The organism is Paenibacillus sp. J22TS3 (assembly GCF_018403205.1).
GTDB classification, from domain to species: domain Bacteria; phylum Bacillota; class Bacilli; order Paenibacillales; family Paenibacillaceae; genus Fontibacillus; species Fontibacillus tuaregi.
On record NZ_BOSF01000001.1, the window covers coordinates 476242 to 496561 of the forward strand.

Consider the following 20320-nt stretch of genomic DNA (forward strand, 5'->3'; position numbering starts at 1 on the left):
AAAATAAGAATACTTTTGATACCAATATGTGTTATTAAGAAGAGAGGAGGGTTGCCGAGTGGAAAAAAACCGTCTATTTCGATCGAATAGAACAGATTCCAAATCTTTGTCCCTTCTTTATCAGAGGAGCCTCAGGCACAGGGACCGGGGAGATATTGCGAAAGCGCTGTCATGTCTGGAGGAAGGATTGCTGAACGTGTTCAGCCAGGACTCTACTCAGATTAGTGAAAGGGGAAGTCTGGCCGATTGCTGGCTGGAATACGGCAGGCTGCTGCGGCTTAACAATCAACATGCCAAAGCCATTTATGCATTAGAACAATGTTCGGTATACCCTGGTTATGAAATCGAAGCCATGACCGAGTGGGGGGACCTGCTGCATGAGCAGGGTTACAGCGATGAAATTATTGCGGACCGGCTTAAGCACAAACTGGCGCACCTGCCTGAAGCAACTGAGCTTCTCATCGACATCCTGTGCCGTATTGGAGCATTCCACACGGCTTATACATACTTTGCGGAGAATCTTATGGACAAAAGCGGGCGGATGCTTGAACTGTATTCGCAATGCCTGATCCGTGAGGGGCTGTATGAACAAGCCCTAAATCTGGCTTCCAGTGCGGTTGACGCAGGCCAACTCAGGCCTGAACTCACAGACCCCCTTGCCATGGATGCGCTCCTGTGCAAGTGGAAGCTGGGCGAGGAGGACCGGCTGGCGGTGGAGAACCGGCAGTTGTTATCCGAAAGCTTAAAGCGGTCCGTGCATCTTGGGCTCTTGGACTTAAGCCATCAGATTGCGGGGGACGATCCCTATCTTCAGAACGAGCTTACTCTAGGTCTATACCAAGAAGGTTATACGGAGCTTGCAGAGCAAAAGCTGAGAACCTATGACCTCAACTCTTTGAACTTATACGAACCTTTGAGCAAGGAAATGGCATTTATTACAGCTGAAATAGATTACGACGAAGGGCGGTATGATCAGGCTGCCCAGATTTTTGAGTGTTTGATCGAACATGATCCCTTAACAGCCTCTTACCGGTTCGCCGCGGCCTCCTGTTATCTTCAGATATCCTACCGACAAATGGAGCAGCGGACCGGGCTGCTCATGCAAGACCCATCAAACCTAATAAAAACACAGCAGTATATGGAGACGATGACACAATCCTTGTTCATTGTGCACCGCTCCAAATGGCATACCGAATGGACTCCAGCCCAGCGGCGGAACCGGCAGGTACGCTCATTTCAGTAATATTAAAAAGAGACAAGCTCCTTATAAAAATAGGAACTTGTCTCTTTATATTTCTAATTCAGCCTTCAATCATCTGCTATTTCCGATCCGTTGTAACTTTAACGATCTGCAGCACGTATTCAGCAGCCTTAACGATATCCTCAACCTTGATCCGTTCTGAAGTGGTGTGGATATTCTCATACCCCACAGCCAGATTTACGGTAGGTATGCCCAGCCCGTTGAAGATGTTCGCGTCACTGCCGCCGCCGGACATGAACGTTCTACCGGAAAGCCCTAATTGATCGGCCGCTTTCTTCGCCAACTGAACAACCGCGTCCGTCTCGTTATGCTGAAATGCCGGGTAGATGATATTGCTCTTGAACTCCCCTCTTGCCCCATAATCGCGGCAAGCGGATTCAACCGCTTCTTTCATGCCCGCAATCTGCTTCTCCACCTTTTCTTGTACTATGCTGCGCGCTTCTGCATACAGCTTGGCGTAGTCTGTCACAATGTTGGTGGCTCCGCCTCCTTCGAACTTGCCGATATTAGCAGTGGTCTCCGCGTCAATCCGTCCGAGCTTCATTCTGGAAATCGCTTTGCCTGCAACCTGAATCGCGCTGATGCCATCTTCCGGATTCACACCCGCATGCGCGGATTTGCCAAAAATCTCTATTTCAATCCGCGCCTGGGTAGGTGCCGCCACACATATTGCCCCTACCTCGCCATTGGAATCCAGAGCGAATCCATACTTGGCATCAAGCTTGCTGCCGTCAAGGGCACGCGCTCCCATGAGTCCTGATTCTTCTCCAGCTGTAATTACAAACTGAATTTGGCCGTGAGGCACCTGCTGCTCATTCAGCACCTGAATCATCTCCAGCAGTGCGGCCACTCCCGCTTTATCGTCTGCACCAAGGATGGTGGTTCCGTCACTGCGGATCCAGCCGTCTTCGCCCACAACCGGCTTAATTCCGACACCAGGAGTTACCGTATCCATATGGCAAGTGAACAGGATCGGCTCCGCCTCCTCCGCCCCTGCCGGTTTCAATGTGGCAATCAAATTACCCGCGCCATGCCCGGTAACCGCGGCAGAATCATCCTCGATAACTTCTAAGCCAAGCGCCTCAAATTTCTTCTTAAGCACGTCCGCAATGGCTCTTTCGTGTTTTGTCTCACTGTCTATCTGAACAAGCTCCAGGAACTGCCCGATTACTCTGTCTTTATTAATCATGGACTTTCTTCTCCTCTCGCATTACGCTAAAATGATGAAGTAAGGACTAGCATTTGCTAATTATATAAAATGAACTTATGAAGGTTAGCCTTTAGAGACGCTGCAGTGCCGAGTGTTCTTTAAGGCCGCTGTTGTCTCCGAAATACTTGAACCAGACATCCTGTGGGGTATTTCGGAGACAAAGGCGGACGCTCCGCTTCTTCAGAATCACTCGGCCTCTCCGCTGCGAACAGTTAAGTCTAAAGTTCATTTTATACAGCAATTATTATTGTACATAAAGGAGTCTGAGTTATGCCTAAGAAATGGATGAAGGTGTTCGTTTATATCATGCTTATCGCCTTGATAGGTTCCTCATTACTCATGATTTTTGAACCATTTATCAGATAGTCTCCTTCGGCCAAACGGCATCATAGCCAAACACCTCTTCGAAATATGGAACGATGTCCTTGGCCGTCTGCTCTACTGAAAATTCCCTTCCCACTGCGTCTTCAAGTGAAGTGACTCCGTATTCTTGTATCCCGCAAGGAATAATCCCCTGGAACCCTTCATGCTGAATCCCGGATTTGATATTAAAGGCGAACCCGTGACTGGTCACAAACCCTCTTCGGCCGCGGCATTTGTTGAACTTGACCCCAATTGCGCAAATCTTCACATTTCCAATCCATACACCGGTGTATTCGGACTTGCGGCTTCCCTCAATCCCGAACTGTGCCAAATAGTTAATAATGACCTGCTCCAGCTTCCGCAGATAATCGTGCAGATCAAGCCCCTTCGATCCGTCCAGCATGAGAATGGGGTACCCGACCAGCTGGCCAGGACCATGATATGTAATATCACCACCCCGGTCAATTTCGAACACGGAAATTCCTTGTTCTTTCAACTGCTCGGGACTTAACAGCAGATGTTCAGGATGCCGCTGGGAACCAATTGTATAAGTCGGCGGATGCTGCAAAAGCAGCAGGGTTTCCTGCTGCTCCTCACGATCCACACGCTTTACGATCTGCTTCTGGAGTTCCCAGGCTTCCCCATAGTCGATGGTAGGGATATAGCGGACTTCCAGTGTTCTCGTCATGATGGATACGCCTCTTTTCAGTTAGTTGTCGTCTTGAGCAGCTCAATCTTCTTCTATATATAATGAACTTATGAAAGCTTACCCTTTTGAGGCGCTGCAATGCCGAGTGTTCTTTAAGGCCCTTGTTGTCTCCGAAATGCTTGAACTAGCTATCCAAGCAAGGGCATTTCGGAGACCAAGGCGGACGCTCCGCTTCTTCAGAATCACTCGGGATCGAAGCTGAGATCGGTTAATTCTAAAGTTCATTTTATATAGTTGGAGGGACGTTTAGTTCTATATCCTGCGAGCGGGTTAATAAACTTGAGTGTCCAGCGAGTAGCCTTCAATATTGTCCTTCACCCGCTGCATAAAGCGTCCGCAGATGACACCATCCAGAATCCGATGGTCCAGGGACAGACAAATATTGGCCATGGAGCGGACACCAATCATATCGTTAATCACAACAGGTCTTTTCACAATGGATTCGAATGTAAGTATAGCGGCCTGAGGATAGTTGATGATCGGCTGGGAAAGAATGGAGCCGAATGAGCCTGTATTATTAACGGTAAAGGTACCACCCTGCATATCGTCCAGCTTCAACTTGCCCTCGCGGGTCTTGCGGGCCAATTCTTCCACTTCGCGGGCCAGGCCAGCGATATTCTTCTGATCGGCTTTCTTGATGACTGGTGTAAGCACCGAATCTTCCGTTCCGACCGCCAGGGAAATGTTAATATCCCGCTTCACGATGATTTTGTCAACGGCCCATACCGAGTTCATAATCGGGTAATCCTTGATGGCGTTCACCACAGCTTTGATCATAAAAGCAAGGTAAGTCAGGTTTACGCCCTCTTTGGCTTTGAAGTCGTTCTTAAGCTTGTTGCGAAGCTGCACCAGGTTCGTGACATCCACCTCGATCATCATCCAGCCGTGCGGAATTTCAGATACACTCTGTCTCATCCGCGTGGCAATCGTATTCCGGACAGGCGTAATATCAATATAATGCTCCGACTGGCCACCTTCTACCTCAATGGTAGGAATCTTCGGTGTATCACTCAAATGGATACCTGTATTCCGGACAGGCTCGGCCGCACCAGGTGCTGGAGGGATAACCGGAATGGCCTGCTGAGGAGGAGCCTGGTTATATGGCTGCTGAGTTGGCGCAGCAGGGATTGTAGACACAGAAGGAGCAGCAGGAGCAGTCTGAGATGCCTGCTGCATTCCTGTGGATGCCGCAGCCGCCCCCCCGTTTGCAATATAGTTCAGCACATCTTTACGGGTGATGCGTCCTCCGAGGCCGGTTCCTTGGATTGCATTCAAATTCAGTCCATGCTCAGCTGCCAGCGTCTGGACAGCTGGTGAATAGCGGCTGCGCTGTGACACATCCGCGCTACCTGGACTGCTTGAAGCTGGTGCTTCAGACTGGGGTACAGTGGCAGCCTCGTTCAGCTCGGCTCCCTCTACACCAATTCTGCAGATCACAGCTCCGACATCAATAGTCTCGCCTTCCTGGGCCAGGATCTCTCCCATCACTCCATCCAGCGTAGACGGAAGCTCGGCATTTACTTTATCAGTTATAACCTCACAAATCGGTTCGTACTGCTCCACCTTGTCTCCCGGCTTCTTGAGCCACTTGCCAACTGTCGCCGACACCAGAGATTCAGCCAGCTGAGGCATGAGGACATCGGTCCATGTTTTGTTCGATGACATTGTTCTCACTCCTAGGTTTATAGCGCTTCAGGTCCTGATGATGCGGTCCTGAGGCTTAATATAAAGCCAGCTCCAGCATGGCTTCCTTCACTTTGTCCTTGCTTAACATGAAGAATTTCTCCATCGGCGGGCTGATCGGCATAGCCGGAACATCAGGACCGCATAAGCGCTTGATAGGCGCATCAAGCTCAAACAAGCATTCCTCGGATATAATCGCCGACACCTCAGCACCTACACCGCCGGTCTTGTTATCCTCATGGATAATCAGAACCTTACCGGTACGGCGGGCCGCTTCAATGATCGCATCACGGTCCAGCGGCTGAAGTGTGCGAAGATCGAGAATATGCGAGCTGACACCATGCTCGCTGGCAAGCTCTTCAGCCGCCTGCATGGCAAAATGAAGCGGAAGACTGTACCCGATCACCGTAATATCGCTGCCCTCGCGGATAACGTTGGCTTTTCCGATAGGCACGATGTAATCCTCGAGTGGAACATCCTCTTTAATCAGCTTGTAACATTTCTTGTTCTCGAAGAACAATACAGGGTCCGGGTCCCGGACAGCCGCTTTAAGCAGGCCTTTGGCGTCATAAGCCGAATACGGGGCAATAATCTTGATCCCCGGCGTACCGAAGAAGATCGATTCCGGACACTGGGAGTGATACAATCCGCCGAATATTCCTCCACCGATCGGTGCGCGCACCACCAGCGGACAATTCCAATCATTATTGGAACGGTAACGGATCTTAGCGGCTTCGCTGATAATTTGATTTGTAGCCGGCAGCATAAAATCTGAATATTGCATCTCCGCAATCGGCTTCATGCCGTACATTGCCGCTCCGATGGCTACACCAGCGATTGCAGATTCAGCCAAAGGCGTATCAATGACCCGCTCTTCCCCGAACTGCTCCTGCAGTCCCTTCGTTGTAGTGAACACGCCGCCTTTAAGGCCGACATCCTCCCCGAGCACAAAAACGTTCTCATCCAGCTCCATCTCTTCTTTCATGGCAAGGCGGATGGCATCAATATATTCCATTACCGGCATTAGCGAGCTCCTCCTTCATTGTCGGCATACACATGCAGCAGAGTATCCTCCGGTTTAGGGAACGGCGCTTTATCCGCGGCATCAATTGCTTCCTTGAGCTGCTGCGCAATCTCGGCGGACAGATCGGCATCCTGCTCTTCACTCCAAATTCCGCAGTCGATCAAATACTGCTTCATCTTCGGCAGGCTGTCCTTCTTCCAATTCTCTTCCACTTCTTCCTTCGTCCGGTACACCAGATCGTTATCAGATGTAGAGTGCGGGGACAGACGGTACATCATAGCCTCAATCAGAGTTGGCCCTTCTCCGCGAATAGCACGTTCGCGCGCTTCCTTCACAACCCGGTACACTTCCAATGGGTCATTTCCGTCCACACGCACGCCTGGGAAGCCATACCCCAGGGCCCGGTCGCTAACCTTGCCGGCCAGCTGCTTCTGAACAGGCACAGAGATTGCATATTGGTTATTCTCACACATAATAATGACCGGAAGTTTATGAACCCCGGCAAAGTTGCAGCCCTCGTGGAAATCCCCCTGGTTGCTGGAGCCCTCTCCGAAAGTGACAAAGGAGACGATGTCCTTCTTCTGCATTTTGGCAGCGAGTGCAACACCGACAGCATGAGGAACCTGCGTGGTCACTGGGCTTGAGCCGGTAACAATCCGAAGCCGCTTGCTTCCAAAGTGACCCGGCATTTGGCGGCCGCCGCTGTTCGGGTCTTCCGCCTTGGCAAAGGCCGAGAGCATAAGCTCCGTCAAGGTCATGCCGGCAGCAAGCACAAATCCGTAGTCGCGATAATACGGAAGGAAATAGTCACGGCTGCGGTCCAGCGCGAAGGCCGCGCCCACCTGTGCGGCCTCCTGGCCGATCCCGGACACGTGGAAGTTGATCTTGCCCGCCCGCTGCAGCAGCAGGTTGCGTTCATCATATTTACGCGCCATAAGCATATATCTGTACATGTCAATCACTTCAGCATGGCTGAGTCCCAGCTGCTCGTGTCTGGCTTTCGTTTTTACCGTTGATTTTGCATTCATTTGGGAGTTACCTCCTTCATTTTAGGAGCCTTCAGATTCGTTAGGGCTCATCTTATAACCTGGTACTAAGACTAGGGATAACTCTATTATAAACACTTTCCATGTAAAAAGAAAATATTATCTCGCTTTAAATTCCAGTAGCCCGCCCATCCACAGCCAGCGCGGCTTCGCCAATAATTTCAGACAGCGTAGGATGGGCATGTACGGCCTGCCCAATCTCCCACGGTGTTGCATCCAGAATTTGGGCAAGCGTGGCTTCTCCGATCATATCGGTCACATGGGGACCGATCATATGCACTCCCAGAATATCCTGAGTTTCCGCGTTTGCAATCACTTTGACAAAACCTTCCTTTTCACCATAGACAAGCGCCTTCCCGATGGCAGAGAACGGAAATTTCCCTGTCTTGATCGAATACCCTTTCTCGCGGGCTTCCTTCTCCGTCAATCCCACCGAAGCTACTTCAGGACGGGTATACACACAGCGCGGCACATGAACAGGATCATATCCGTGCGGCTTCTCTCCGCTCAAATGCTCTACTGCCACGATTCCCTCATGACTGGCTGCATGTGCAAGCTGAAGGCCGCCAATACAGTCTCCGATTGCGTAAATATGAGGCTCGGTTGTCTGCATGTGCTCATTTACACGAATAAAGCCATTCTTAATTCCAACATCGGTATTCTCCAGCCCGATATTCTCCACATTGGCCTGACGACCGATCGAGACCAGCATCTTCTCTGCCGCGAGCTCAACAACCTTGTCCCCCTGCTTTGCAGACAGGGTAACTCCTTGAGCTTTTTGCACAGAGTCCGGTATTACGGCCGTTCCCGTCAACACCTTAATTCCGCGTCTGACCAAGATCCGCTGAAGTTCCCGGGATATCTCTTCATCCTCTGCCGGGATCAGCTGGGAAGCGGCCTCAACGACGGTAACCTCTACACCGAAATCATGGAGAAGGGAAGCCCATTCCACGCCGATGACACCCCCGCCCACAATGAGCATGGACGCTGGAAGCTCGTCCAGCACCAGTGCCTCATCACTGCTTAGGACATGGCTGCCATCAGGCTCTAAACCAGGCAGGACACGGGGTCTGGAGCCTGTTGCAATGATCAGATGCGCCGGAACCACGGTCTCCATCTCGCCATCCGCGAGTTCGACCGCAACGGCTCCACTCTTCGGGGAAAAGATGGACGGTCCAATCACCCTGCCTGTACCTTGGATTACCTTGATATTATGCTTGCGCATCAAATATTGAACCCCTCCGTGCAGCTGGTCCACAATAGCCTGCTTGCGCTGCTGCACCTTGGGAAATACCAGCTTCACTCCGCTGGCCTCTATGCCAAAGCTCTCGCTCTCTTTCATTTGGGCAAAAAGTTCCGCACTGCGAAGCAAACTTTTACTGGGAATGCAGCCCCGGTGAAGGCAGGTGCCGCCGAGCTTGTCCTGCTCTATAATCACAACTTCCTTTCCGAGCTGAGCTGCCCGGATCGCTGCCACATACCCGCCTGTGCCGCCTCCTAAAATTGCCACATCGCACGAAATTGTCATATGTACCCTCCACTAACGTGATCATAGTTCTTCTTCGGATAATATTGTACCTCGTTTTTGCCGGATATGGAATTCGGCCAACCTCACTACGTTTTCAAATGGACAGGAAACCCCGAACAAGTTATGATAAAAGGGATCGGCTTTGTCTTTACGAATACGGACGACAGGAAGGTTTTTACCAATGAATACGAGAATTCTGACCGCCCGGTTTATTGCCGTGCTTATTCTGGTCATTCCAGGGATTATCGCCATGACTGGCTTTCTGTTTATGAAAGATGCTTTATTTGAGTATATGTACATGCACGGGGACGATTCATTAACCCGCATCACCTTTGACTGGCTGCATTTTGCTCTCGGCTTGATCATGTTCCTTGCTGGGATCTCCTTCCTGGGCGGATGGATCTTCTTCCGGGACCGGAAGCGGGGTTACGTTGGGCCCCGTTTTAAAGAGACCAAGAACAAGAAGCGTCCACCAGATCCAAGCGCCTAATTTTGATAGAGTTAATTTGATAACTAATCGTAAACAAATCAAGCCTCCGGAACTTTGAAATTCCGGAGGCTTGTGTTATTTCTGCTTAGTCAGCTTTATGTAGGTATCGGCACCATGCTGGAAACGGTAGGATGTGTTCTTCTCTTCCGCAGCCCATCCCCTGGAAGCAGCCAGCATCAACATACGATCCATGGCTTTATAACGCTGGCTGCTGAGGTCAATCAACGGAAAAATCCGGATCTCTTCTCTTGTTATCCGAAGCAGCTCCAGCAAGGATTCCTCATGAAAAGGCTCACTCAGTCGGTCCGCATACATAAACAGAAAGTGGGCTGACAAAGTTAAATCAAAGGATTGATCCGCTAAAGGAAGCGCCGGAAACGCCGCGAAAATATACCGGTCCGGATATCGCCTTCTGTGCTCAATATTAAACTGCAGCGCTTCCTCTCTCATCTGATTATGACGCTCAATCGTTCCATAGTAGTCCCAGTTGTACTGTCCCCTAGACTGCCGAAGACGTTCTTCCGCATGAAGCAGGTCACGCTTTCCTTTAGCTTCAAGTTCATCTGGACCATACTGATAGGCAATGTCCGCCGCAGTTATATTAAACCCCCGCCCACTTCCTTCGGCCGTAAACGAGCATGCCCCCGCGGGACAGTCCAATATCACACGTCCTTGAAGTTCGGATTCCTGCAAATCGAACATTGCCAGATACTCTCTGTACGTCCGTCCAATAAACACAATAAGTTCCAAATCCAATTTCTTACTCACTTTGCTCAGCTCATCTCTGCTCATCTAGGCTCACCTCATCTAAAATTATTCATACAAGGCACTCTTCAGCTTGCTCGACATTTTGGGAAGATTGCTTGAAGCCTTAAGCAGCGCTTTGCGAAGACGGGCGTTCTCAGCCTTCAACTCTTCAATTTGCTTCTGCAGCTCTGCGATCTCCACTTGTACACGAGCGTCCATCTCAGCTTCACTGGTAATGATGTTATTCATGAAGCATCTTCACCTCATTTCTTAAATACCAAATTAAGTATTTGATTTTTTGGAAATTCTGTCAAGGAGGTTAACAATTTCACCCATACCATAGAAGAATGCCGCACACATTAACGCAAGCATCCACCACTCCATGGCGATCTTGGTATCAAATCCGCTCTCCTGACCAGCACGGCCCGTAACGATTCCAATTAGAAACCCACCAGCCAGCACGAGCACCCCAATAGCTTTAAGCATGATGCCCACGATATTTGGAAACCCCGGCTTACGGCGTGGCGATTCAAGGACCACATCCTCATGCCCGTGATCATCCAGCCTCCTTGCTTCCTGCTCAGCCGCGGTAAAATTCGTAAAAACTTTTTTCTGAACCGACTGATCTTCCTTATCTTTATACGTTACCTTGTAAGCCATCTAAGTTACCTCCTGTAATAACCTTAGCCACCAGTCTAAGAACATATGTCTTAACCTCGTGCAAACCGATGTCCACTTCACAGTCCCTATATACATAATTGAATATTAGACTGATTTATATTTTATAATATACCGCCGCCCGAACACAAAATTCTTTCACCGATTGGCTTCCGTCAGTTCATGATTATATAACGCAGACCGCCTAAAAAAGTTACTTATTGTAATGACTCTTAAGTTTTTGAATTTAACTTTCTGCTGTATAGATCATGTTGGTTAAACAGCTATCAAAGCTGCTTTGACTTATAATATTATTGAAATATATCCCAGGAGGTGATTTGTTGAAACTTGTTATTATATTTGGTCCACAGGCTGTAGGAAAAATGACCGTTGGACATGAACTGGAAAAGATGACCAATCTCAAGTTATTCCATAACCACATGACTATTGAATGGCTAGCCCCGCTTTTTGGCTTTAGCCATGATATGTGGAGACTAGTAAATAAATTTCGTCAAGATATATTTGAAGTCGCCGCAGCAAGTGATATGTATGGGGATGACTTGAACACAAACCAACAAAAAGGGATGTTACTCGTTCTTAACAGGACCTATTACGTACGATGGAGCAGCATCGCTTAAACTCATTAGAAGGAGAAATGAATAGAGAAAATTATCTCAGAATTAACAACACGAATTTATCTGCTTGTGAAGTTGCCGAAATTATAAAATACAAGTTTAATCTATAACTCCTTTAAATATAGACACCGGTATATTCAACCTTAAAAAATTGTACTATAATAAGCTTGTGCAAAATAACGAAAGCGGTTTCGAACCAAGTGCAGCAAGCATTACTACCATTTCTTATTTCTTCGAAGGGAGTTTTAAACCATGGCAAAAATCTCTTTTCCCAATGACTTTCTGTGGGGATCTGCTACCTCCTCCTATCAAATTGAGGGTGCCACAAGGGAAGATCAGCGTGGGGAATCCATCTGGGACGTCTTTTCCAGGACCCCCGGCAAGGTGTTTAACGGCGATACCGGAGATACGGCCTGCGACAGCTACCACCGCTATAAGGAAGATGTTGCTCTCCTGAAACAACTTGGAGCCAAAGTATACCGATTCTCGATTGCCTGGCCGCGTATTTATCCTCATGGTGTTGGGGAAGTCAATCCATTGGGTCTTGAGTATTACCACCGTTTGGTCGACGAGCTGCTCGCTAACGGCATAGAGCCGATGTGCACACTTTATCATTGGGACCTTCCGCAGGCTCTGCAGGACAAAGGAGGATGGAATTCAAGGGCCACAATTGAGGCATTTGTGCGGTACGCCGAGACGATGTTTAAATCTTTTGACGGAAAAATTAAAAAATGGATTACCTTCAACGAGCCATGGTGTATCTCGTTCTTGTCCAATGAGCTTGGTGATCATGCTCCTGGCAACAAGGATTTCCAGTTGGCCCTGAACGTAGCCCACCATATTATGGTGGCCCATGGGGAGACAGTTAAAGCCTTTAGACAGCTGGGGATTTCTGGTGAGATCGGGTATGCTCCGAATACCGAGTGGTTTGAACCATTCAGCAGGCAGGAGGCTGATGTGGAGGCAGCAGCAAGAAGGCTGGAGTACTTCAATAACTGGTTCTTCGATCCGGTATTCAAAGGGGAGTATCCACAGAGGACACTGAACTGGTATAAAGCGAAAGGGTATGAACCACCCGTTGAACCTGGCGATATGGAGACGATTAGGCAGCCGATTGATTTCCTTGGGATCAATTATTACACCGGCGGTATTGGCCGGCACAATCCAGAAGCGGGACTGCTTGAATTTGAGCCGCTTTCTGGCGCTTTGGATCAGACGGACTTCGAGTGGAATATTTATCCGCAGGGCTTCTTAAGTGTCCTCGAATGGGTGAATGACCGCTACGGCTCTATTCCAATCTATATTACTGAGAATGGCGCTTATTATGAGTCTACCTTGGGTGAAGATGGTGAACATCATGATCCGAAGCGGATTTCTTACCTGCAAAAGCACTTATTCCAGCTTTCCAGAGCCATTGAGTCAGGCATCCAGGTTAAGGGATATATGCTGTGGTCCTTAATGGACAATTTCGAATGGGCCTTTGGCTACAGCAAGCCGTTTGGGCTGGTTCATGTTGACTTCACAACTTTCAAGCGCACTCCTAAAGACAGCTATTACTGGTATCAGAACGTGATTGTTTCTGACGGCTTTGAAGTGTAGCACCGCCGATTGGTATTTATAATGAAAATAAATAATAAAGCACCTGATCAGATAATGAAGACTGGGTTCTATCCCATCTCTGATCGGTGCTTTTTCTTTTTCATCTATATTGTCCCTATTCCCCTTGTGAAGCGTGTTACCGACCCTATAACTTCTTGGTATGGGAAATACGTAAAAGAAATACCAGGCATCTTAGCTGCTGGACAGACCGCCTGCTTGACTCGAACTGAACCTAAACTCACTATGCCCCGTCTGCTCCGCAGCAGGGTTAACTGCCAGCCTATAGCACTTCACAAGCACATCCCCGTTATACATCTCCTGCTCACGTGCCCGTTTAAATCCAAGGTGCTCATATAATCGGATGGCAGGAGCCATCATATCTGAAGTGTGCAAATAAATGTACTCCGCTCCCAACGATCTTGCACGGGCTGCGGTTTCGTTAATAAGGCGAGTCGCCACTCCTTGCCCTCTGACTTGTGGAGATGTGGCAAGCAGTCTGATAATCGGGTCCTTAATGCTTAGATCATCTCGGCCATATGCGGTTTCCGAATCTAGGAACACAAGCAAGCTGCCCACAATATCCCCTGCCTGCTCTGCTATAATCCTCGCGTAAGGCCCTTCCTTGTATACGGACTCCTTGATCGACTCCAGGTACAGCCTCCACCGTTCCGGAGCCATGGTTGCCTCATACTGGCTGTAGGCTTCAACCACCAGCTTCTGAATTTGCTCCCGGTCTTCTTCCCGGGCATCCCGGATGATAATGGGTGCTGTTATTTGTCCCATATAAAATGCACACCTCCAGCTAAAGAATCGATTCACGAATATTTCACCCATTATACCACTTGGCATAATCGGTATATTTAAGTATTGTACCCGTAAATGACAAAATTTTATTATAAGAAGAACCAATTTGGCAATAGAAAGATTCTATACTGCCCCTTTTTGCTAAAAGAAGCCAATAAAACCTGGCATCCCCTAAGAAGGGAGCCAGGTTTTATTTTCAAATAACATAATTAGGATACCATTCGATAAAACTTTAATATTCCTAATTCTTGTTAAAGATGAACGAAGTTGAGAAGCTTGTCATACGGATTAACGGACTAATTCTTCTAGGGTTTAAAGCTGGATCCTGAGAACTCACTGCCCCTAACCCTTTCAGCTCACCTTATGCTCAATCCGCAGCTTATCTGCAACCATCGCGATGAACTCGCTGTTCGTGGGCTTGGACTTGCTGATGTTGATCGTGTAGCCGAACAGGTGGCTGATGGAGTCAATGTTGCCGCGGGTCCAAGCAACTTCAATGGCGTGGCGAATCGCACGTTCCACCCGGGAAGGAGTTGTTTTGAACTTCTCTGCAATGGCTGGATACAGCGTCTTGGTGATCGCCCCAAGAATTTCGATATTGTTGTACACCATGGTGATGGCTTCACGCAGGTATTGATATCCCTTAATATGCGCAGGCACACCGATTTCATGTATGATCGAGGTAATATTCGCATCCAGATTCTTGCCCTTGGCCATAGGCACAACATTGGATTTAAACAAGGAGGACGACGATGCAGAAATCTGACCGGAACCGCTGGATTGAGAAGGAGCACCTACGAGCTGACGAATACGGTTAGCGAGAACCTCCATATCAAACGGCTTAAGGATGTAATAAGAAGCACCAAGCTGAACTGCACGCTGAGTTATGTTCTCTTGTCCGAAGGCCGTCAGCATGATGACCTTAGGCTGTGGTGATAAATTCATATCACGAAGGCGTTCCAACACGCCGAGACCATCCAGATGAGGCATAATGATATCAAGAATCAGCACATCAGGAACTTTAGAGCCGTTCTCGATCATTTGCAGGGCCTCTTCGCCGTTGTAAGCGATGCCCGTAACATTCATATCATCTTGACCTGAAATGTACTCTGCTAATAAATTTGTAAATTCCCGATTATCATCCGCTAACAATACCTCAATGTTTTGCAATTTCCATGTCCTCCTTCAGATATTAAGTATTTATGTCGGTTGCATTCTCATGTCCTAATATATGGATTCGACACAAAGATCTGAATCCCTGCGTCGAAAATTATTTTTCTTTATTTTTTTTAACACGTAGTTTATAATAAATTATTTGCTACACAACATGACTGGAAATATGTTTATTCGACAAAAAAATCTTAAGGCGCTAGCTGGCCTTAAGATTTTTGTTTTGCCCCGGCTTCAGCATCACACCGGCGTCTTGAAGCATCCATTCAATAAAACATCCATAACCTGATTTCGGGTCATTCACAAATACGTGCGTCACTGCACCAATAAGCTTGCCATTCTGAATAATAGGGCTGCCGCTCATGCCTTGAACAATCCCGCCAGTCTTGCTCACAAGTCTTGGATCGGTAATGCGTATGACCATGCCTTTGGTTTGAGGTACATTCTGAGTAGAGACGTGAACAATTTCAATAGTGTATCTCTCCACCTTCTGCCCATTGACCACGGTTAGTATTTCAGCAGGGCCTTCTTTGACATGCTCTGCGAAAGCGACGGGTATCGGCTCTCCGTACAGGCCGTGCTCTGGATTTAGAGACATTTTGCCAAAAATCCCGAAATCCGTGTTCTGCTCAATGGTTCCCAAAACCCGGCCCTCCTTCAGGAAATGTGCCCTCTTCTCTCCAGGCTCACCGCTTTCACTCTTGGAGATTGAAGTGACACTGGACTCAACGATATGTCCGCTTCCCACAACAATCGGCGTCTGTGTGTTCATGTCTGTAATGACATGGCCTAAAGCACCGTACACCCCCTGCTCAGGAGCATAGAAAGTTAGGGTTCCAACCCCTGCAGCGGAATCACGGATATATAGACCCATCCGCCAGGTTTTGTCCTGCTCATCATACGCGGGAGACAGCGACGTTGTGTAGACACGGTCGCCCCGCTTGTAGGTAACCTCAATCGGTTTCTTCTGCTTGCCTGCCTGGTCTACGATAGACGCAACATCCCGCACGTCTTTAAGCTGAATTCCATTAAGATGGGTAATGCGGTCTCCGAGCTTCAATCCGGCTTTTTCACCAGGGGATTGTTTCGTTTCACCGGGCGAGCTGACCAAATGATGTCCAACCACGAGTATTCCTGATGATTTCAATTTCACGCCAATCGTCTGCCCGCCAGGGATCACCTTTAAATCGGGGATAACATTCACCTTTACGGTTTTGAGAGGAATTTGACCGAATAATTTCATACGCAGATGGGCTTCTCCGGCAGATTGGGAGCTGAGCAGAAGCGGTTTTCCTTTGCCAAAATCCGCATTTGCCCCCATCCGGCTGGAGCCTCCGCCCTTAAGCTGCACAACATCCGGGCGGTCAACACTGACCTGTGCTTGAACCGGAAGCGCTGATTCAATACGGGCCTGTTCCCCTTCAAAGAGCCTCAGCTCATTAGGCATTAGAGGGTTGCCGATCTCACCGGCTGCGGCCGTCCCAAGGAAACAAAAGAAGAAAGCAAATAAAAGGCCGAGCAATCTCTTCCTGAGGTTCGGGTTCAATGGCTGTCACGCTCCCTTAGCTTCTTTCGCTTGACGAAAAGGTGGTCGCCAATTGCGTACCTATAAGATACCCCCGAGCAGGCCATTTATTACTGTCAATCATTACTCCGCACTTACAGCATTACGCTTTCTGGGCCTTAGCCAGGCCGAGCATTTCCTGAGCATGATGAAGGGTCTTCTCCGTAATTTCCACGCCTCCAAGCATACGGGCGAGTTCTTTCACCCGTCCTTCCTCCGACAACGCCTCAACTTGGGTCATGGTCCTGCCGTCATGAACCGTCTTCTCGATCAGATATTGGTTGTCGGCCATGCAGGCAACCTGTGGCAGGTGGGTGATTGAGAACACCTGGCAAGAAGCAGAAAGCTTGTACAGCTTCTCAGCGATCGACTGGGCAGCACGCCCACTTACCCCTGTATCCACCTCATCAAATATAAGCACGGGAACTTCATCATGCCTTGCAAAAATACTCTTCAGCGCAAGCATCATACGCGACAGCTCACCACCAGAAGCGATCTTGCTCAGCGGCCTTAGCGGTTCTCCCGGGTTAGGGGAAATCAGGAATTCCGCAGTGTCCAAACCCTGCCTGCTAAGCCTGATCCGTTTGCCTTTCCATTCCACACCCGATGGATCCTCCAAGCGACCAAGCTTCACTTCAAGAGAAGTTCTGCCCATCTGAAGATCTTTAAGCTCCCCTTCGATCTGAGCAGCCAGATCCTCAGCACACTGGCGCCGCGCCTGACTGAGCTCTTCCCCTTCTTCAAGAAGCTGGGCAAGCAGCTTCTCCCTCTTCTCCTTCAGTTGTTCCATAATTTCATCTTTGTTCTCCAGCGTATCTGTCTCCAGCTTGATCTGATCGTGGTAAGCCAAGATACGCTCAATGCTCTCCCCATACTTTCTCTTCAGGGAGGAGATAAAGTCCAGCCTTTCCTGTACCTCATCCAGTCGGCCCGGATTCACTTCAATGCCATCCCGGTAGCTGCGAAGCGCAAAAGACGCGTCCTCCAACTGATAATACGCAGACTGCAGCTGCTCGAGTATAGGCTGAATGCCTTTATGATCATAGTCCACAATATCCTCAAAAAGGGAGATGGCCTTGGCTACCGCCTCCATCCCTTGAGAGCCGTAGAGCAGCTCATAAGCACCGGAAATGGAATCCATCATTTTCTCACTATGGGATAGCTTGACCTTTTCATCGGCAAGTAATTCATCTTCACCAACTTTAAGCTTAGCGGCAGCTATTTCCTCCAGCTGATACCGGTACATATCCAGCATTTGAAACGTCTGCTGACTTGTTTTCTGAAGCTCATTCCACTCCTTCTCCACTTTAACAAATGCGGAATACGTCATCTGATACTTGGATTTGAGTGGCGCAAGGACTGCGGCACCATAGGCGTCAAGCAGGTGTAAGTGTCTTTCGGGACGGAGCAGCGTCTGGTGCTCATGCTGGCCATGGATGTTGATAAGCTGATCGCCCACTTCCCTAAGCATGCTTAAGTTCACCATTTGACCATTAACTCTGGAAACGCTCTTGCCTTGGATGCTGATCTCTCTTCGGATAATCAGGGATTCAGCCGGATCGGCGTGAATGCCGTATCCTTCAAGCGTGTTCCATACCGGATGTGCAGGCCGCAGATCGAACGAAGCCTCGATTTCAGCTTTATCGCAACCGTAACGGATCAGATCCGCAGAGCCCCTGCCCCCGGCAATAAAACCGAGCGCGTCAATGATAATGGATTTACCGGCTCCCGTCTCCCCGGTAAGCACATGGAACCCTTCATGGAAGGTAACATCCACCGACTCCACCACAGCCAGATTTCTAATTGATAAATGAGCTAACATTAGCGCACCTCCGTCCGCCTCTTAAGAAATAAAACTCATAATTTGATTAATCATGGATTTGCTGTTCTCCTCAGTACGGCAAATAATCAGAATGGTATCATCCCCGCATATGGTACCGAGAATTTCCGGCCACTCCATATTATCAATCAGCACGGCGACTGAATTGGCTGTACCCGGCAAACACTTCATAACAACCAAATTCCCCGCATGATCGATATGTACAAAGCTGTCAACCAAATAACGCTTGAGCTTCTGGATCGGATTGGCCCTTTGGTCGATCGGAAGCGAGTACTTGTAACGCCCATCGTCCATAGGGACCTTAATCAGCAGCAGCTCCTTAATATCTCTGGAAACTGTGGCCTGTGTGACTTGATAGCCTGCATCCCTTAGTGCCTCAACCAGCTCGTCCTGAGTTTCGATTTCCTGACTGGAAATAATTTCACGAATCTTAATATGTCTTTGACCCTTCATAAATTCCTCCGTCATGCCTAGTAATCGGCTTATTCATCATCAGAGTCCAGCACGATGACTTTAATCTCACTATAGTCGGCATCAATATATAATAAACCTGAACAATCCGGATACAACAAAAGAAATGGGAGCAGCTCCCTCCGAACCCCGCTCCCTGTCCAATCCACAGGCTGCCTGGGCCGTTCCAAACGGACAAGGAACAACTCCTCGCCTTGGACTGCAACATAATCAATAAAGAGCCGGCTATGAAGCTCCATCCGGTTGACTTTAAAGGTTAGCGGAACCTTAAGTTTGCCGCTGATGACCTCATACCCTGCCGACTTTAACAAGTCAACGGCCGGGTGTTCCTCTATCTCCTCATTCAGTTCAAACCGTAAACCGCGTCTTAACACGGCAGGTTTGCGGAGCCATGATTGGATACCACGGTAAAACAGGAACAACAGCAAAACGGTGATTATAACCATTAAATATCCGTCAACCTGCATATTCACTCATCACCTCAAGATGTCTATTCGACATCCCCTGGACTGGCTCCTGTCTTGTAGCCATAATTATGAGGACAAAATCCGAAAACAAAACACTTGTTCCCATTATACAAGATACATTAAACAAGTATCAATCCCAAAAAAAAGCCGCTGGGGTCAGCGGCTCTTCTTCACTTGTGGCCTGTAAACGTGGCTGATGCTTCCTGTACCACATTCTGCACCAGTTGGATAATCTCATCCTGCTTGCTTAAGGAATCGCCCTGCGGCTCGTCCTCCAGCCGAAGATGGACCAGGAATTCAATGTTCCCCTCCCCGCCTGTAATTGGCGAGAACGTAAGCCCCTGAATAAGATATCCTTCTTCAGCAGCGAAAGTCAAAACCTGCTCAAGCACTTCTTCATGAACCTTTGGTTCCCGCACTACACCTGTCTTCGGCACCTTCTCCCGTCCAGCTTCGAATTGGGGCTTGATCAATGCTGCAATGTCCGCCGGCTTCTTCAGAAGAGCCTTTAACGGCGGCAGAATTAGCTTCAAAGAAATAAAGGACACATCAATACTGGCAAAATCAGGTGCCGGCCCGTCCAAGTCCTCCGGGGTCATATACCTGAAATTCATGCGCTCCTTCACATTAACCCGCTCATCATTACGCAGGGACCAATCCAACTGATTATAACCGACATCGATTGCATACACATAAGTGGCCCCGTTCTGGAGCGCACAATCTGTGAACCCACCGGTCGAAGCCCCGATATCCAGCATAACCCTCTCTCTCATGTCCAGCCCAAACACCTGAATCGCCTTAGCCAGCTTCAGCCCTCCGCGGCTGACATAAGGATGAATAGCACCTTTAACGGTGAGCTGTGTCTCCCGAGGGATTTTGGTTCCGGCCTTCTCGATCCGCTCCGTATCCCCGTATACCAGACCCGCCATAATGGCGGCCTTGGCCTTTTCCCTGCTTTCAAAAAAACCTTGCTCTACGAGCAGAACGTCAATTCGTTCCTTAGCACCAGCCATACTCATCCCCTGTATTCTTGACGTAATGAAAGAAGCTGC

General features: G+C 48.8%; 20 protein-coding genes and 1 pseudogene. 5 read left to right on the forward strand and 16 right to left on the reverse strand.

Translation table 11 applies throughout. The annotated features are described in order from the left end of the window. Positions 1–58: 58 nt before the first annotated feature. On the forward strand, positions 59–1243 hold the full coding sequence (locus KJS63_RS02280) for a hypothetical protein (protein WP_213617787.1): 1185 nt from the start codon (positions 59–61) through the stop codon (positions 1241–1243). Positions 1244–1319: 76 nt separating this feature from the next. Here KJS63_RS02280 and KJS63_RS02285 read toward each other — a convergent pair whose 3' ends face one another. Beyond that, entirely contained in the window at positions 1320–2450 is a 1131-nt protein-coding gene (locus KJS63_RS02285) for a M20/M25/M40 family metallo-hydrolase (protein ID WP_213617788.1), read from the reverse strand. Between the two features lie 291 nt (positions 2451–2741). Between KJS63_RS02285 and prli42 the strand changes: the two genes are divergently transcribed. Next, complete coding sequence (gene prli42, locus KJS63_RS26390) at positions 2742–2837, forward strand: stressosome-associated protein Prli42 (protein ID WP_089153545.1); 96 nt, start codon at positions 2742–2744, stop codon at positions 2835–2837. On the opposite strand, the gene lipB is transcribed toward prli42, so the two are convergent. From lipB to lpdA, 5 genes are all read right to left on the reverse strand, one after another. Continuing rightward, positions 2830–3522, reverse strand: coding sequence for a lipoyl(octanoyl) transferase LipB (lipB, locus tag KJS63_RS02295; RefSeq protein WP_213617789.1), 693 nt, complete (start codon positions 3520–3522; stop codon positions 2830–2832). The two genes, prli42 and lipB, sit on opposite strands and share 8 nt — an antisense overlap. 291 nt (positions 3523–3813) lie before the next feature. Continuing rightward, the gene (locus KJS63_RS02300; RefSeq protein WP_213617790.1) at positions 3814–5208 is read right to left on the reverse strand and encodes a dihydrolipoamide acetyltransferase family protein; all 1395 of its coding nucleotides are present in this window, start codon (positions 5206–5208) and stop codon (positions 3814–3816) included. Positions 5209–5263: 55 nt separating this feature from the next. Further along, positions 5264–6250 (reverse strand): alpha-ketoacid dehydrogenase subunit beta, encoded by a 987-nt coding sequence (locus KJS63_RS02305; protein ID WP_213617791.1) that lies wholly within the window; start codon positions 6248–6250, stop codon positions 5264–5266. Then, positions 6250–7278, reverse strand: a complete 1029-nt coding sequence (locus KJS63_RS02310) for a thiamine pyrophosphate-dependent dehydrogenase E1 component subunit alpha (protein WP_213617792.1) — start codon at positions 7276–7278, stop codon at positions 6250–6252. The genes KJS63_RS02305 and KJS63_RS02310 overlap by 1 nt, the downstream gene beginning before the upstream one ends. 127 nt (positions 7279–7405) lie before the next feature. Continuing rightward, positions 7406–8824, reverse strand: a complete 1419-nt coding sequence (gene lpdA, locus KJS63_RS02315) for a dihydrolipoyl dehydrogenase (RefSeq protein ID WP_213617793.1) — start codon at positions 8822–8824, stop codon at positions 7406–7408. Between the two features lie 181 nt (positions 8825–9005). Between lpdA and KJS63_RS02320 the strand changes: the two genes are divergently transcribed. Next, positions 9006–9314, forward strand: a complete 309-nt coding sequence (locus KJS63_RS02320) for a DUF2627 domain-containing protein (protein ID WP_068616964.1) — start codon at positions 9006–9008, stop codon at positions 9312–9314. Between the two features lie 75 nt (positions 9315–9389). Here the strand turns inward: KJS63_RS02320 and KJS63_RS02325 are convergent, their stop codons facing one another. The 3 genes from KJS63_RS02325 to KJS63_RS02335 are packed head-to-tail and all read right to left on the reverse strand — an operon-like array spanning position 9390 to position 10721. Beyond that, positions 9390–10106 carry an SAM-dependent methyltransferase gene (locus tag KJS63_RS02325; RefSeq protein WP_244862468.1) on the reverse strand — a complete coding sequence of 239 codons (717 nt, stop codon included), beginning with the start codon at positions 10104–10106 and terminating at the stop codon, positions 9390–9392. A gap of 21 nt (positions 10107–10127) precedes the next feature. Further along, positions 10128–10310 (reverse strand): hypothetical protein, encoded by a 183-nt coding sequence (locus KJS63_RS02330; protein ID WP_213617794.1) that lies wholly within the window; start codon positions 10308–10310, stop codon positions 10128–10130. Between the two features lie 33 nt (positions 10311–10343). Further along, positions 10344–10721 (reverse strand): hypothetical protein, encoded by a 378-nt coding sequence (locus tag KJS63_RS02335; RefSeq protein ID WP_213617795.1) that lies wholly within the window; start codon positions 10719–10721, stop codon positions 10344–10346. A 338-nt stretch (positions 10722–11059) separates the two neighbouring features. On the opposite strand from KJS63_RS02335, the pseudogene KJS63_RS02340 reads away from it, so the two are divergent. Further along, a pseudogene (locus KJS63_RS02340) lies at positions 11060–11463 on the forward strand (DEAD/DEAH box helicase family protein). A gap of 142 nt (positions 11464–11605) precedes the next feature. Next, entirely contained in the window at positions 11606–12952 is a 1347-nt protein-coding gene (locus KJS63_RS02345) for a GH1 family beta-glucosidase (RefSeq protein WP_213617796.1), read from the forward strand. 192 nt (positions 12953–13144) lie between these two features. Here KJS63_RS02345 and KJS63_RS02350 read toward each other — a convergent pair whose 3' ends face one another. The 7 genes from KJS63_RS02350 to KJS63_RS02380 form a co-directional block, all read right to left on the reverse strand. Further along, entirely contained in the window at positions 13145–13735 is a 591-nt protein-coding gene (locus KJS63_RS02350; protein ID WP_213617797.1) for a GNAT family N-acetyltransferase, read from the reverse strand. A gap of 372 nt (positions 13736–14107) precedes the next feature. Beyond that, entirely contained in the window at positions 14108–14926 is an 819-nt protein-coding gene (gene spo0A, locus KJS63_RS02355) for a sporulation transcription factor Spo0A (RefSeq protein WP_213617798.1), read from the reverse strand. 199 nt (positions 14927–15125) lie between these two features. After that, on the reverse strand, positions 15126–16472 hold the full coding sequence (spoIVB, locus tag KJS63_RS02360; protein ID WP_068616952.1) for a SpoIVB peptidase: 1347 nt from the start codon (positions 16470–16472) through the stop codon (positions 15126–15128). A 121-nt stretch (positions 16473–16593) separates the two neighbouring features. Further along, positions 16594–18312, reverse strand: a complete 1719-nt coding sequence (gene recN, locus KJS63_RS02365; RefSeq protein WP_068616950.1) for a DNA repair protein RecN — start codon at positions 18310–18312, stop codon at positions 16594–16596. A gap of 21 nt (positions 18313–18333) precedes the next feature. Next, entirely contained in the window at positions 18334–18783 is a 450-nt protein-coding gene (gene ahrC / locus KJS63_RS02370; RefSeq protein WP_068616948.1) for a transcriptional regulator AhrC/ArgR, read from the reverse strand. 29 nt (positions 18784–18812) lie between these two features. Next, positions 18813–19268: a hypothetical protein gene (locus KJS63_RS02375; protein ID WP_213617799.1), complete on the reverse strand. Its 456-nt coding sequence runs from the start codon at positions 19266–19268 to the stop codon at positions 18813–18815. Positions 19269–19438: 170 nt separating this feature from the next. Beyond that, positions 19439–20281: a TlyA family RNA methyltransferase gene (locus KJS63_RS02380; RefSeq protein ID WP_213617800.1), complete on the reverse strand. Its 843-nt coding sequence runs from the start codon at positions 20279–20281 to the stop codon at positions 19439–19441. Positions 20282–20320: the final 39 nt, after the last annotated feature.